This is a genomic window from Variovorax sp. Varisp53, from assembly GCF_059491555.1.
This window is the reverse complement of record NZ_CP168512.1, coordinates 1211302-1223793: the sequence shown is the minus strand read 5'-3', so window position 1 is coordinate 1223793 and position 12492 is coordinate 1211302. Positions and strand designations below refer to the sequence as shown.

Annotated in this window: 11 protein-coding genes; 10 read left to right on the top strand and 1 reads right to left on the bottom strand. The window is 68.5% G+C overall.

What is annotated here, in order from left to right:
• Nucleotides 1–125 precede the first annotated feature (125 nt).
• From paaZ to ACEOAB_RS05430, 9 genes are all read left to right on the top strand, one after another.
• Nucleotides 126–2186 carry a phenylacetic acid degradation bifunctional protein PaaZ gene (gene paaZ, locus ACEOAB_RS05470; protein ID WP_495653527.1) on the top strand — a complete coding sequence of 687 codons (2061 nt, stop codon included), beginning with the start codon at nucleotides 126–128 and terminating at the stop codon, nucleotides 2184–2186.
• A 40-nt stretch (nucleotides 2187–2226) separates the two neighbouring features.
• Nucleotides 2227–2787: a methyltransferase family protein gene (locus tag ACEOAB_RS05465; RefSeq protein ID WP_056586245.1), complete on the top strand. Its 561-nt coding sequence runs from the start codon at nucleotides 2227–2229 to the stop codon at nucleotides 2785–2787.
• Nucleotides 2788–3143: 356 nt separating this feature from the next.
• Entirely contained in the window at nucleotides 3144–3593 is a 450-nt protein-coding gene (locus ACEOAB_RS05460; protein WP_056586243.1) for a hypothetical protein, read from the top strand.
• A 158-nt stretch (nucleotides 3594–3751) separates the two neighbouring features.
• On the top strand, nucleotides 3752–4348 hold the full coding sequence (locus ACEOAB_RS05455; RefSeq protein ID WP_413750950.1) for a phosphatase PAP2 family protein: 597 nt from the start codon (nucleotides 3752–3754) through the stop codon (nucleotides 4346–4348).
• On the top strand, nucleotides 4345–5397 hold the full coding sequence (locus ACEOAB_RS05450; RefSeq protein ID WP_413750951.1) for a glycosyltransferase family 2 protein: 1053 nt from the start codon (nucleotides 4345–4347) through the stop codon (nucleotides 5395–5397). The genes ACEOAB_RS05455 and ACEOAB_RS05450 overlap by 4 nt, the downstream gene beginning before the upstream one ends.
• Nucleotides 5394–6974 (top strand): ArnT family glycosyltransferase, encoded by a 1581-nt coding sequence (locus ACEOAB_RS05445; RefSeq protein ID WP_495653526.1) that lies wholly within the window; start codon nucleotides 5394–5396, stop codon nucleotides 6972–6974. The genes ACEOAB_RS05450 and ACEOAB_RS05445 overlap by 4 nt, the downstream gene beginning before the upstream one ends.
• A complete protein-coding gene (locus tag ACEOAB_RS05440; protein ID WP_495653525.1) occupies nucleotides 6967–7797 on the top strand; it encodes a ChbG/HpnK family deacetylase in 831 nt (276 codons plus the stop codon). Before ACEOAB_RS05445 ends, ACEOAB_RS05440 begins: the two co-directional genes overlap by 8 nt.
• A gap of 224 nt (nucleotides 7798–8021) precedes the next feature.
• A complete protein-coding gene (locus ACEOAB_RS05435; RefSeq protein ID WP_056586229.1) occupies nucleotides 8022–8408 on the top strand; it encodes a tripartite tricarboxylate transporter TctB family protein in 387 nt (128 codons plus the stop codon).
• A gap of 31 nt (nucleotides 8409–8439) precedes the next feature.
• Nucleotides 8440–9960: a tripartite tricarboxylate transporter permease gene (locus ACEOAB_RS05430; protein ID WP_413751149.1), complete on the top strand. Its 1521-nt coding sequence runs from the start codon at nucleotides 8440–8442 to the stop codon at nucleotides 9958–9960.
• A gap of 58 nt (nucleotides 9961–10018) precedes the next feature.
• Here ACEOAB_RS05430 and ACEOAB_RS05425 read toward each other — a convergent pair whose 3' ends face one another.
• A complete protein-coding gene (locus tag ACEOAB_RS05425; protein WP_495653524.1) occupies nucleotides 10019–10639 on the bottom strand; it encodes a DUF4337 domain-containing protein in 621 nt (206 codons plus the stop codon).
• Between the two features lie 163 nt (nucleotides 10640–10802).
• Between ACEOAB_RS05425 and ACEOAB_RS05420 the strand changes: the two genes are divergently transcribed.
• Nucleotides 10803–12455 (top strand): SulP family inorganic anion transporter, encoded by a 1653-nt coding sequence (locus tag ACEOAB_RS05420; protein WP_495653523.1) that lies wholly within the window; start codon nucleotides 10803–10805, stop codon nucleotides 12453–12455.
• The last annotated feature ends 37 nt before the right edge of the window (nucleotides 12456–12492 follow it).

The following is a 12492-nucleotide window of genomic DNA, read 5'->3' as shown; positions in this document are numbered from 1 at the left end:
TCCCCTTCCGGGGGAGGGTTGGGGTGGGGGCACGACGGCCTCGAACGAAACGCAACGCCCGTTGGGCGCTGCCCCCATCCCAGCCTTCCCCCTTTGGGGGAAGGAGCCACACAAGGACACCCTTCATGATCACCACCCTCCAAAGCTACATCGCCGGCCGCTGGATCGGCCAGCAGGCCGCCCAGCAACTGCGCAGCGCCATCAACGGCCAGCCCGTGGCGGCGACGCACTCCGAGGTCATCGACTTCGCCGAAGCGCTGCAGTACGCGCGCCGCACCGGCATTCCCGCGCTGATGGCGCTCGACTTCCAGCAGCGCGCGGAGCGCCTGAAGGCGCTGGCCAAGTACATCGCCGCGAACAAGGAAACGCTCTACGCCATCTCGGCCCACACGGGTGCGACGCGCGCCGACAGCTGGATCGACATCGAGGGCGGCGCGGGCACGCTGAGCGCCTACGCCGGCATCGGAGCCAACGAGTTGCCCTCCGGCAATCTCGTGCACGAAGGCCCGGCCTTCCCGCTCGGCAAGAAGGGCGGCTTCGCGGGCACGCACATCCTGGTGCCGCGCGGCGGCGTGGCGGTGCATATCGATGCGTTCAATTTCCCGGTGTGGGGCCTGCTCGAGAAGTTCGCACCCAGCTTCCTCGCGGGCATGCCCTGCATCGGCAAACCGGCCACGGCCACCAGCTACCTCACCGAGGCGCTAGTGCGGCTCATCGTGCAGTCGGGCATCCTGCCTGCGGGCGCGCTGCAGCTCGTCATCGGCGGCACGGGCGACCTGCTCGACCGGCTCGAAGGGCCCGACGTGGTCACCTTCACCGGCTCAGCCGACACAGCGGCCAAGTTGCGCGTGCACCCTAACATCGTGCGCCAGTCGATTCCGTTCAATGCCGAGGCCGACTCGCTCAACTGCGCGATCCTCGCGCCCGACGTGACGCCCGACGACGAGGAGTTCGATCTCTTCGTGAAGGAAGTGGCGCGCGAGATGACGACCAAGGCCGGCCAGAAATGCACGGCCATCCGCCGCGCGATCGTGCCGCGCCAGCACCTCGATGCGGTAGCCGACCGGCTGCGAGCGCGGCTCGCGAAGACGGTGGTGGGCGATCCGTCGCGCGAAGAAGTGCGCATGGGCGCCCTCGCCTCGCGCGACCAGCAGGCCGACGTGGCCGCGCGTGTCGCCACGCTGCTGCAGGGCGCCGAGCTGGTCTACGGCGAGCGCGACGGCTTCTCGCCGATTGGCGACGGCGTGGCCGATGGCGCGTTCTTCGCGCCTACGCTGCTGCTGAGCCGCAAGCCGCTCGAACACGACGCGGCACACGACGTGGAAGCCTTCGGCCCCGTCAGCACGCTGATGCCCTACGACGGCATCGACGAAGCCCTGGCGCTGGCGGCGCGCGGCCGCGGCAGCCTCGTCGGCACGCTGGTCACGCGCGACCCGACCATTGCGGCCAAGGCCATTCCGGTGGCTGCCGCGTGGCATGGCCGCCTGCTGGTGCTCGACCGCGAGGCCGCCGCCGAATCGACAGGCCACGGCTCGCCGCTGCCGCAGCTCAAACACGGCGGCCCCGGCCGCGCGGGCGGCGGCGAAGAGCTCGGCGGCCTGCGCGCCGTGAAGCACTACCTGCAGCGCGCCGCGGTGCAAGGCTCGCCCACCATGCTTGCCGCCATCACCGGCGAACACGTGCGCGGCGCGGCCGTGCGCGAGAGCGAGGTGCACCCCTTCCGCCGCTACTTCGAGGACCTGCGCGTCGGCGACTCGCTGCTCACGCACCGCCGCACCGTGGGCGAGGCCGACATCGTCGCCTTCGGCGGCATCTCGGGCGACTACTTCTATATGCACTTCGACGAGGTGGCCGCGCAGCAGTCGCCGTTCGGCAAGCGCATCGCGCACGGCTACTTCGTGCTGTCGGCCGCGGCCGGCCTGTTCGTGTCGCCGTCGCCGGGCCCGGTGCTCGCCAACTACGGGCTGGACACGCTGCGCTTCACCAAGCCCGTGGGCATCGGCGACACCATCCAGGCGCGCCTGACCTGCAAGCGCAAGATCGACCGCAACAGGAAGGACGCGAGCGGCCAGGGCCAAGGGGTGGTCGCATGGGACGTGGAGGTGACGAACCAGGATGGCGAGCTGGTCGCCAGCTACGACATCCTGACGCTGGTTTCCAAGAAACCCTTGGCAGCGGCCTCTTGATGCGCCGTGAAGCGGGCAAGGCCGTGTAAATTCGCCCGCCATGCTCTTCTGGTTCCAGCTCTTCCTTTTCGTCGCCGGCACCGCGGCGCTGCTGTACGTGTCGCGCGGCCCGCTGAGCCGGCCCGGCTCGCACGGCTTCTACCGCTTCTTCGCGTGGGAATGCATGCTGGTGCTGGTCGTGGTGAACCTGCCCGTGTGGCATGACGATCCGTTTTCGGCGAGGCAGATCGTCTCCTCGCTCTTCTTCGTGCTGTCGATCTGGCTGCCGATCCACGCGGTGCGGCTGCTGAAGGCGCAGGGCAAGCCGACCGAGGCGCGCAGCGACGACCCCGCGCTGTACGGTTTCGAGAAAACATCGTCCATCGTCACCACCGGCGCCTTCCGGTACATACGACATCCGATGTACACGGCACTGATGCTGCTGGCCTGGGGTGCCTTCCTCAAGCAGTTCACCTGGTTCACGCTGGCGCTGGTGCTCGCGGCCACGGTGCTGCTGTTCCTGACTGCCCTGCGCGACGAGAAGGAGTGCATCGCGCATTTCGGCGACGCCTATCGCGCGTATATGCGCGGCACGCGGCGCTTCATTCCGTTCGTGCTCTAGGGTCTGTCATCAATCAAACGCCCTCGCGAACCCCTGCTGCGCGGTGCAGTGCAAGGCGCCCTGAACGCCGCGTAGCATCGCCACGCAAGTGAAGGGCAACGCCGCAATGCACCGCACAGCAGGGGTTCCCTCCGGGCTGGCCCCGCCATACGGCGTCTGCTTTGTCGGCCGGCTTGCCCATGGGTGACCATGGGCCGCGCCGCCCTCCGCACATCCACCGCATGGCGGGGCCAGCGCGAGGGCGTTTGATTGATGACAGACCCTAGGGTCCGTTCACACGCGCGTCATGCGCTACCTTGCGGGATGCTGACCCGCGTGCTCAGGTTCCGTTCACAAGAGCGGCCTAGCATTCGCGCATGCTGTTCGCACGCATCCGCCGTTTCGCCGAAACGCACCACAGGGCGTGGTGCGTCGCAGGCATTCTGCTGATCTTCCTGCAGCCTTTCATCGCGGTCCATTTCCGCTGCGACGGCCTGGAAGACGAGCCGATGCTGCGGGTGCGCAGCGCCAGCGACACCACCCAGTTCGAAGCCGACGACCGCGCGGACCATCCGTCCGACCGCGAGACCACCGTGTTCGCCCAGACGCCGGCAAGCATCGACCACCCCGATGCCTTCGGCTCCGCGCTGGACATGCTGATGGCGATGGTGCTGGCGCTGCTGCCGCTTGCCATTGCAGTCGCACGGCTGGCAGTGCCCGTCGTGCGCAAAGCGATCGAATACGTGCCGCCGCATGGCGGTGCTCCACCCTCCGCGCAACCCTGGCGACGCCTGCCGCCCACTGCCGCACCACCTTCCGGGATCTGAGACACGACGCCTCGCGCGTCGGGCCGTCCGCTGCGTCGCGCAGCGGGCTCTCTCGTCCCGTCGAAAGGTTTGACCATGTCCGGTTCTTGCTGTTGCACACACCCCACCGGGTGCTGCTGCACGCCCATTGTTTTCTCCCGTCCATCGAAGGTGGCGCCATGAACGCGCTCAACCTCACGCTCTTTCAATGGCTCGCAGCCGGCAGCCAGCCGACGCCGTGGGTGCTGTCCGTGGCCTTGGCCCTCGCGCTCTGGGGCAGCTGGCTGAGTGCCGGTGTGGTCGCCGTGGCGCTGTGGCGGCATCGCGCCGACCGGGCCTACCTGTGCATCGTGGCGGCGCTCGCGGGCCTCGCCTCCATGGCCTCGCACGCGATCTCGCTGTCGCTCAACATGCCGCGCCCCTTCGTGCTGGGGCTGGCACCGTCGTATATCGAGCATGCGAGCCGCGGGTCTCTGCCCAGCACGCACGCAACGGTGATGTTCCTGGTGGCGCTGGCCTTCCTGCTGCGTCCCAGCCTGCGCAGGCTGGGCGTGCCTCTGCTGGCGCTGGCGGCCCTTACCGGGTGGGCGCGCGTGTACGTGGGCGTTCATTTCCCGCTCGACATCGCCGCAGGCCTGCTGCTCGCGTGCGCGATCGTGGGAGTGCTCGCCGCCGCGCAATGGTTCGTACGCCATTTCCTATCTTTTCAGACGTCGCACGCCGGCCGCACGCGCGACGACAAGACGACGGCCGCTTCTTTCTGGAGGCATCCATGATCTCCTCGACCCACACCACCAGGCATTCACGCGCACCGGCCGGCCTCCCCCGGGCCGAGGCTCCCGCGCCGCACACGGCCACGCCACTCGCATCAGAGGCAGGCGCGCGCAGCATTTCCTGCGTGATCCCGTGCTTCAACGAAGCGGCCAACCTGCGCCACCTGCTGCCACTGCTCGAAGACATCCTCTGGGCCACGCACATGCGCTGGGAGATCATCGTGGTGGACGACGGCAGCACCGACGACACCGCCGCCGTGGCCGAGGCGTGGTGCGAGCTCTCCGGCTTTCGCTGCATCTCGCTGTCGCGCAATTTCGGCAAAGAGGCAGCGCTCACCGCGGGCCTCGCCGCGGCCACCGGCGACGCGGTGGTGCTGCTCGACGGCGACCTGCAGCACTCGCCCGAACTCATCCACACGATGGTCGCGCAATGGGTGGCCGGCGCGGAGGTGGTGTACGCGGTGCGCGAGAAACGCAGCGACGAAAGCCGCTTCAAGCAGATCGGCAGCAAGCTCTTCTACAGCCTCGTCAATTCCTCGGACCGCTTCGCCGTGCCCCGAGACGCGGGCGACTTCCGCCTGATGGACCGCAAGGTGGTCGACGCGCTCATGAACCTGCCGGAACGCAGCCGCTTCATGAAGGGCCTGTACGCCTGGGTGGGCTTTCGCGCCGTGGCGCTGCCCTACACGCCCGCGCCGCGCGCGGCGGGCAACAGCTCCTTCAACGCCCGGCGGCTGGTGCGCCTGGCCATCGACGGGCTGACGGCCTTCACCACCTGGCCGCTGCGCATCGTCAGCGTGGCGGGGCTGCTGCTGGCGCTGCCGGCCTTCGCCTATGGCACCTTCGTGGCGATTGATTACCTGATGTTCGGCAACGCGGTCTCGGGCTGGACCACCATCGTCGTGAGCCTGATGTTCTTCATCGGCATCCAGATGATCTCCACCGGCATCGTGGGCGAGTACATCGCGCGCATCTACGAGGAGGTCAAGGGCCGCCCGCTGTACGTGGTGCGCCGCGAGAGCGGCACGGGACTCGCGGCCGAAAAACCATGAAGCGACCCGCCCCTGCATGGTGGACTGCGCCGCAGGCACTGTGGCTCATTGCCGCCCTCTTCGCGTGGCTGCTGGCCACGGCCTGGGTGCGCCCGCTGATGGCGCCCGACGAGGGCCGCTACGGCGGCGTCGCGCTCGCGATGCTGCACTCGGGCGACTGGCTGGTGCCGCGGCTCGACGGCCTGCCCTTCTTCCACAAGCCACCGCTGTTCTACTGGATCGGCGCGGCCGCGATGGCGGTGACGGGGCCGGTGGAATGGGCCGCACGGCTGCCCTCCGTGCTGGGCGCGGGCGCGGCGGCGGCAACGCTGTTCCTGTTCCTGCGCCGGTGGTCGACAGTGCAGCTGGCGCTGCTGTCGACCGTGGTGCTGGTGACCACGCCCTTCTTCTTCCTGGGCGCTCAGTTCGCGAACCTCGACATGCTGGTGGCCGGCTGCATCTCGGCCACGATCCTGCTGGCGGCCGGCGCCGCATTGGCGAAGGAGCGCGAGGAGCCCTGGCGGGCGCTGCTTGCGGGCGCCTACCTGTTCGCGGCGGCCGGGCTGCTGGCCAAGGGGCTGATCGGCCTCGTGCTGCCTGTGGCGGTGATCGCGATCTGGTGTGCGGTGACACGCAGGTTCGCGGCGCTGCGGCTCGCGCTGTGGCTGCCCGGCTGGGCGGTGCTGCTGGCCGTGGCCGGCCCGTGGTTTGTCGCAATGCAGATGAAGTACCCGGAGTTCTTCGACTACTTCGTCATCACGCAGCACTTCCGGCGCTTTGCATCCTCGGGCTTCAACAACGAGCACGGCTTCTGGTTCTACCTGCCGGTGCTGGCGGGGCTCACGCTGCCGTGGTTCGCGTGGGTGTTCGTGCCGCGGGGCAAGGACGGCGCCGCGCGGCCCAAGCGCTCGGATGTCGACTGGCTGATGTGGATCTGGCTCGCGGTCATCGTGGTGTTCTTCTCGCTGCCGCGCTCCAAGCTCGTCGGCTACGTGCTGCCGGCGTTGCCGCCGCTGGCCTTCCTGATCGCGCAGCGCGTGCTCGCGGGCCGTGTTCCGGAAACGCTGCTGCCCAAGGTGCGCGCGATGACGCTGGCCGCCGCCGCCGTGTGCATCGCCTGCGTGGCCGCCGTCACGGTCCTGGCGTCACCGCCGGGCGCGCGGCTGCGGCTGCCGCCCGGGCAGGCGGTGGCGCCCGGCGACCAGGTGCTGATGCTCGACAGCTACTACTACGAGATTCCCTTCTACTGGAAGCTTCGCGAGCCCGTGCTGATATCGGACGACTGGCAGGCCGCGGCCCGGGACACCCGCGACAACTGGCGCAAGGAGATCTCGGACGCCGCCCGCTTCGAGCCCGCGCGCGCCGCAGCCACGCTGCTCGACCGCACGCAGCTCGCGGCCACGCTGTGCGTACCGCGCGTCACCTGGCTCGTCGGCTCGAACACGGCACAGCTCACCAACCCGTGGCTTCTTCGCATGCAGCTGGTGGCGGTGAACGAAAGCGCCGCCGCCTGGCGCTTCGCGGGCAGCGCCACGCGCGATCCGCACTGCCTGGACGTTGCGCCCGCCCCGGCTTCCGGAACGAACGGCGATGACTGAGGCGACGCGCTACCTCTGCATCTGCGCCGACGATTTCGGCATGAGCGCGGGCATCAACTCCGCCGTGTTCGACCTGGCCGAACAGGGAAAGATCACCGCCACCAGCGGCATGGTGCATCGCGAGGCCTGGGAGGAAGGCGCGAAGGTGCTGAAGCTCATCGACCCGGCACGGCTCGACGTCGGCCTGCACCTCGACCTCACGCGGCCCGCGCTCGCCGGCGACCCCGAGCCCGGCCTGCTTGGGCTGCTCGCGCGGACGTACACGCGCACGGTGTTCGCGCCGAGGCTCCAGGCCGACATACGCGACCAGCTGACGCGCTTCGAGGACGCCATGGGCCGCGCGCCCGTGTTCGTCGACGGGCACCGGCACGTGCACCAGTTTCCGGTGGTGCGCGAACTGCTGGTGGAGGAAATCGCGCGGCGCTATGCGGCGTCGCCGCCCTGGATCCGCAACACGGCGCCGGGCGCGCAGCATGGCCCCGGCCGGTTGAAGGCCCGGGTCATCCACGCACTGGGCGGCGCGCGGCTGGCCGCGCTGGCCGCGCAACGCGGCATTCCCATGAGCAGCCGCCTGCTGGGCGTCTACGATTTCTCGGGCGACATGCAGCGCCACGAACAGCGCCTGTCCGAATGGCTATCGGCCTGCCGCACCGGCGACGTGCTCATGTGCCACCCGTCCGCCGGCATCCTGCCCGGCGACCCGCACGGCGGCGCCCGGTTGCGCGAGTACGCCGTGCTGCGCGGGTTGGTGCTTGCAGCGGGCACCGGGAGTGGCGGAATTGCACTCGCGCCGCTCTCGCGGTGCCTGCCCCGGCCAGCCTGACGGCCACGTCGCGCGCGCCACCGTTGCTCCGCGCCCCTTCATACGTAGTTCCCCTCACGCACGCGTCAGATTCCGATCAGCCAGGCCCGAAGAGCATCGGGGGCGTCCGGAATCACATCCGGATGGAGACAGGCCCGGGCCGGTTCGAGCGGAGCCGGGCGCATTCAACCCCACTACATCGTGAGCGTATGAAAAATAGAAATCTTGTCAGGGGACTCTTCCTCATGGCAATCGCGCTGGCCTTCGGCCTGACCGCGCTTCGCTACCCCATCGGAGACTTCAGCCGCGCAGGGGCTGGCTTGTTCCCCGCAATGATCAGCGGCATGCTGCTGATCATTGCCGTGGCGACTGTGATCCGGTCGTTCATCGTGAAAAGCGTGCCGCTGGAGTTCAACTTCAGGAACATCTCGGTGATCCTCGCCAGCCTCTGCGGCCTGGCGGTGATCTCGATGTACCTGAACATGATCGCGGGCATCGTCTTCATGGTCTTCTGCTCGGGCTTCGCCGCATCCACCTATTCGTGGGTGCGCAACGTCAAGGTTTCTGCCGGCCTGATCGTCATGGCGCTGGCACTGCAGAAGCTGCTGGGTCTCAACCTGCCGCTCTACTGAGAAAAAGAAAAAGAGAGAAAAAGGAAAGACCATGGAAGTCCTCAACAACCTGGCGTTCGGTTTTTCGCACGCCCTCACCTGGCAGAACCTCATGTTCTGCGCAATCGGCTGTACGGTGGGCACGCTGGTCGGCTTGCTGCCCGGTCTGGGCCCACTGGCCACCATCAGCCTGCTGCTGCCGCTGACCTACTCCATTCCCACGACCGGCGCGCTCATCATGCTGGCCGGCATCTACTACGGCGCGCAATACGGCGACAGCGTCAGCGCCATCACGATGAAGATCCCGCATGCGAGCAGCATCGTGGCCTGCATAGACGGATATGCGATGACGCTCAAAGGGCAGACGGGGCTGGCGCTATTCACGGCGGGCTTCTCCAGCTTCATCGGCGGCACGGTCGCGATCCTCGTGCTGACGTTTCTGGCGCCCGTGCTCGGCGAGGTGGCATTCCTCTTCGGCCCCGCGGACTACGTGGCGATGATGCTGGTGGGCTTTGTGTGCGTGAGCTTCGTGACCACCGGCAGCCTGCTCAACGGGCTGGCCATGTGCATGATCGGCGTGCTGCTCGGCACCATCGGCACCGACGTGAACAGCGGTGCGCAGCGCTTCACGCTCGACCTGCCGTTCCTGGTGGACGGCGTCGGCATCGTGAGCATCGCGCTGGGCTGCTTCGGCATCGCCGAGATCACCAAGAACCTCGACTCGCGCGAGGAGCGCTCGCCCTTCAACGGCAAGATCAATCTGATTCCGACCTGGGCGGAGTTCAAGCGGATCATTCCGAGCGCCCTGCGCGGCAGCGTGATCGGCTCCTTCCTGGGCATCCTGCCCGGCGGCGGACCGACCATCGCCCAGTTCGCTGCCTACGCGCTCGACAAGAAGGTCAGCAAGTACAAGCACGAGATCGGCACCGGCTGCATCGAAGGCGTGGCCGGCCAGGCTGCGGCCGACGAGGCCGCCGCGCGCACCAGCTTCATTCCGCTGATGAGCATCGGCATTCCGGAAAACGCCGTCATGGCGCTGATGCTGGCCGCCTTCATCATCAAGGGCATCCAGCCCGGCCCGAACATGATCGGCAGCCACCCCGAGCTGTTCTGGGGCCTGGTGGCCAGCATGTGGATCGGCAACGTCTTCTTGCTGGTGCTGAACGTGCCGCTGGTGCGCTACTGGCTGTCGGTGTTCAAGATTCCGTACGCCGTGCTGTTCCCGTCGATCCTGTTCTTCTGCTGCATCGGCACTTACAGCGTCAACAACAACATGGAGGACATCTTCATCACCGCCGCCTTCGGCCTCATGGGCTACATGTTCATGCGGCTGGAGATGGACGCCGCGCCGCTCATGCTCGGCTTCATCCTCGGCCCGATGCTGGAGGAGAACTTCCGCCGCGCGATGCTGCTGAGCCGCGGGAGCTTCGGCACGTTCGTCTCGCGGCCCATCAGCGGCACGCTGCTGAGCCTGATCGGGATCTTTGTGGCGTGGCAGGTGGTTTCGTTCGTGCTCCAGGCTCGGAAGAAGAACGGGATACAGCCGCCGGTTGCGTTGGAGCCGCAGGAGTAATAGCGGTCGCGGCGGCTGGTGAGAGGACGGCGGGCCATGCTCGCCAGCCCTGCCACACCTAAACGTGAAACGCCGCCAACCCACCCACCACAAGCCCCGCCGCCGCCACCCCGAACATCGCGCGCCCGAGCCACTTCTTCTTCGTCAGCAACGCAATAGCAGCCAGCGCGATCGACACCTGCAGCACCGTGGTCGCCTGGGCCCAGCGGTGATGCTGGTGCATCTGCTCTTCAGACTGCGCGTCCCACTGGCTGGCCTCGGCCTCCAGCTTCTTCGCTGCCGTCTGGATGTCTGTCTTCTCCTGTTCGTAGCGCGCCACCTTGACCTGCCAGCCCTGCTTGCGAGCGTCGTCCGCCGCGGTGTCGCGCGCGAACTCGGCCAGCGCCTGCTTGGTGCTCTTCGACTGGAAGTAATTCCACTGGTTCGATGCCTCGGTCTTCTTGATCGCGGCGTTGTTCTTGTAGAGGCCGGCGTTCGCCTGGGTGGCGCCGCCCATGTACGAGAAGATCGCGCCGAAGGTGGCGATCACGGCGGTGCACACCGCGATCTTGCTCGTCATGTTCATGCCGCCTGATTGAGCCGTGGCGCTGTCTTCGGGGCCGTGGCCATGGCCGCCGGTCGCGGCGTGTTCGAGTTCGTGATCGTGCGGGCCGTGCACGTGAAAGCCGTGTCCTGACATGGGGTCCTTGCTGTGAAGTGTTGGAATGTGGAGCGCGCGCGAGTATGCCCGGTCGCGCGGCGCCCCAGGCGCCCCGCCGTCAGGTTCCGGTCCGCCACCCGTTGCCAGCATGGGGGCGGCCACAGCACACTTGCCCATGACCGAGGAAACTCCCCCAACCCCGATGCCCACGCCCACCCCTCGCCGCCCCGGCCTTGCCGACATCGTGGCGGGCGTCTCCATCGCGGGCCTGCTGCTGCCCGAGGCGGTGGCCTATTCGGGCATTGCGGGGCTGCCGCCGCAGGCCGGCGTGATCGCACTGTTCGCGGGCCTGCTGGTCTACGGCCTCTTCGGCAGCAGCCGCTTCGCGATCGTCTCGGCCACCTCGTCTTCCGCGGCGGTGCTGTTCGCGGCCACCATGTCGGTGACGGGTGTCGATGCGGCCACGCGGCTCGCGATGGGCGCGGGCATTGTGCTGCTGGCCGGGGTGTTCTTTGTCATCGCCGGCGTGGCCAGGCTTGGCGCGGTGTCGAGCCTGATCGCCAAGCCGGTGCTGCGCGGCTTCGCGCTGGGGCTTGCGCTGACCATCGTGGTCAAGCAACTGCCCAAGGTGCTGGCGGTGCAACCGGCGCACAGCGATTTCTTCCGGCTCGCCGCGGGGCTCGCGGGCCAATGGCGGCACTGGAACCTTGCGGGGGCGGCCATGGCGCTGGTGGCGCTCGTGCTGCTGCGCGGCCTCGCGCGATGGCGCGCGGTGCCGGCGGCGCTGCTCGTGATCGTGGCCGGCATCGCGCTCGACGTGAGCGGGCTGCGCCATGCCTGGGGCGTGGCGGCGGTAGGGCCGATCTCGCTCGACTTCTCGCACCCGGGCGTGTCGCAGCTCGGCCGCTCGCAATGGCAGAGCCTCGGCGGGCTGGCCTTTGCGATGGCGCTGATCCTCTATGCCGAGTCCTACGGCTCGATCCGCACCTTCGCGATGCGCCACGGCGACAACGTGTCGGCCAACCGCGACCTGCTGGCGCTCGGTGGCGCGAACCTGCTGTCGGCGCTGTTCCAGGGCATGCCGGTGGGCGCGGGCTACTCGGCCACGTCGGCCAACGAATCGGCCGGTGCGCAGAGCCGCGCGGCCGGCATCGTGGCGGGGCTGGTGGTGCTGGTGGCTGTGCTGACTTTGCTGCCGTGGATCGCGCACACACCGGAGCCGCTGCTGGCGGCCATCGTGATCCACGCGGTGAGCCACACGCTGAACCCGGCAGCACTGCGGCCGTACTTCCAGTGGCGGCGCGACCGGCTCGTGGCACTGGTGGCGGTGGCCGCGGTGCTGCTGCTGGGTGTGCTCGACGGCTTGCTGGCTGCCATTGGCGTGAGCCTGCTGCTGCTGCTGCGCGGCTTCTCGCGCACCACCGTCAGCTGGCTCGGGCGGCTGGGCGGGAGCCATGACTTTGTCGACACGGCACGCCACCCCGAGGCCGTGGTGCCGCCGGGCGTGCTCATCGCGCGACCCGAAGTGCCGCTGTTCTTCGGCAACGCCGATGCGGTGTTTGCCTCGATCCGAGCGCGCATCGACGCGACGCCGGGCCTGCAACGCATGGTGCTGAGCCTGGAGGAGTCGCCGGACCTCGACGCGACCAGCATCGAGGCGCTGTGCGACTTTGCGGCCTATGTGCGCGTGCGGGGCACGCGCCTGACGCTGGCGCGCGTGAAGGACAGCGTGCGCGACCTGCTGGCCAAGGTCGACTCACCCGACCTGCACGCCGAGGTGTATGCGCCGTGGAGCGTGGACGACGCGGTGCAGCTGCAGAACGCGCAGCCGGTTGGCGTGGCGCCGCCTGCCTGAGCCGGCCCTGGGGCTGCCGCACGAAGGGGCGCTCACG

What these genes read in the sequence shown, in the direction of transcription:
- paaZ (WP_495653527.1), top strand. Translation starts at nt 126, where the DNA reads ATGATCACCACCCTCCAAAGCTACATCGCCGGCCGCTGGATCGGCCAG.
- ACEOAB_RS05465 (WP_056586245.1), top strand. Translation starts at nt 2,227, where the DNA reads ATGCTCTTCTGGTTCCAGCTCTTCCTTTTCGTCGCCGGCACCGCGGCG.
- ACEOAB_RS05460 (WP_056586243.1), top strand. Translation starts at nt 3,144, where the DNA reads ATGCTGTTCGCACGCATCCGCCGTTTCGCCGAAACGCACCACAGGGCG.
- ACEOAB_RS05455 (WP_413750950.1), top strand. Translation starts at nt 3,752, where the DNA reads ATGAACGCGCTCAACCTCACGCTCTTTCAATGGCTCGCAGCCGGCAGC.
- ACEOAB_RS05450 (WP_413750951.1), top strand. Translation starts at nt 4,345, where the DNA reads ATGATCTCCTCGACCCACACCACCAGGCATTCACGCGCACCGGCCGGC.
- ACEOAB_RS05445 (WP_495653526.1), top strand. Translation starts at nt 5,394, where the DNA reads ATGAAGCGACCCGCCCCTGCATGGTGGACTGCGCCGCAGGCACTGTGG.
- ACEOAB_RS05440 (WP_495653525.1), top strand. Translation starts at nt 6,967, where the DNA reads ATGACTGAGGCGACGCGCTACCTCTGCATCTGCGCCGACGATTTCGGC.
- ACEOAB_RS05435 (WP_056586229.1), top strand. Translation starts at nt 8,022, where the DNA reads ATGGCAATCGCGCTGGCCTTCGGCCTGACCGCGCTTCGCTACCCCATC.
- ACEOAB_RS05430 (WP_413751149.1), top strand. Translation starts at nt 8,440, where the DNA reads ATGGAAGTCCTCAACAACCTGGCGTTCGGTTTTTCGCACGCCCTCACC.
- ACEOAB_RS05425 (WP_495653524.1), bottom strand. Translation starts at nt 10,639, where the DNA reads ATGTCAGGACACGGCTTTCACGTGCACGGCCCGCACGATCACGAACTC.
- ACEOAB_RS05420 (WP_495653523.1), top strand. Translation starts at nt 10,803, where the DNA reads ATGCCCACGCCCACCCCTCGCCGCCCCGGCCTTGCCGACATCGTGGCG.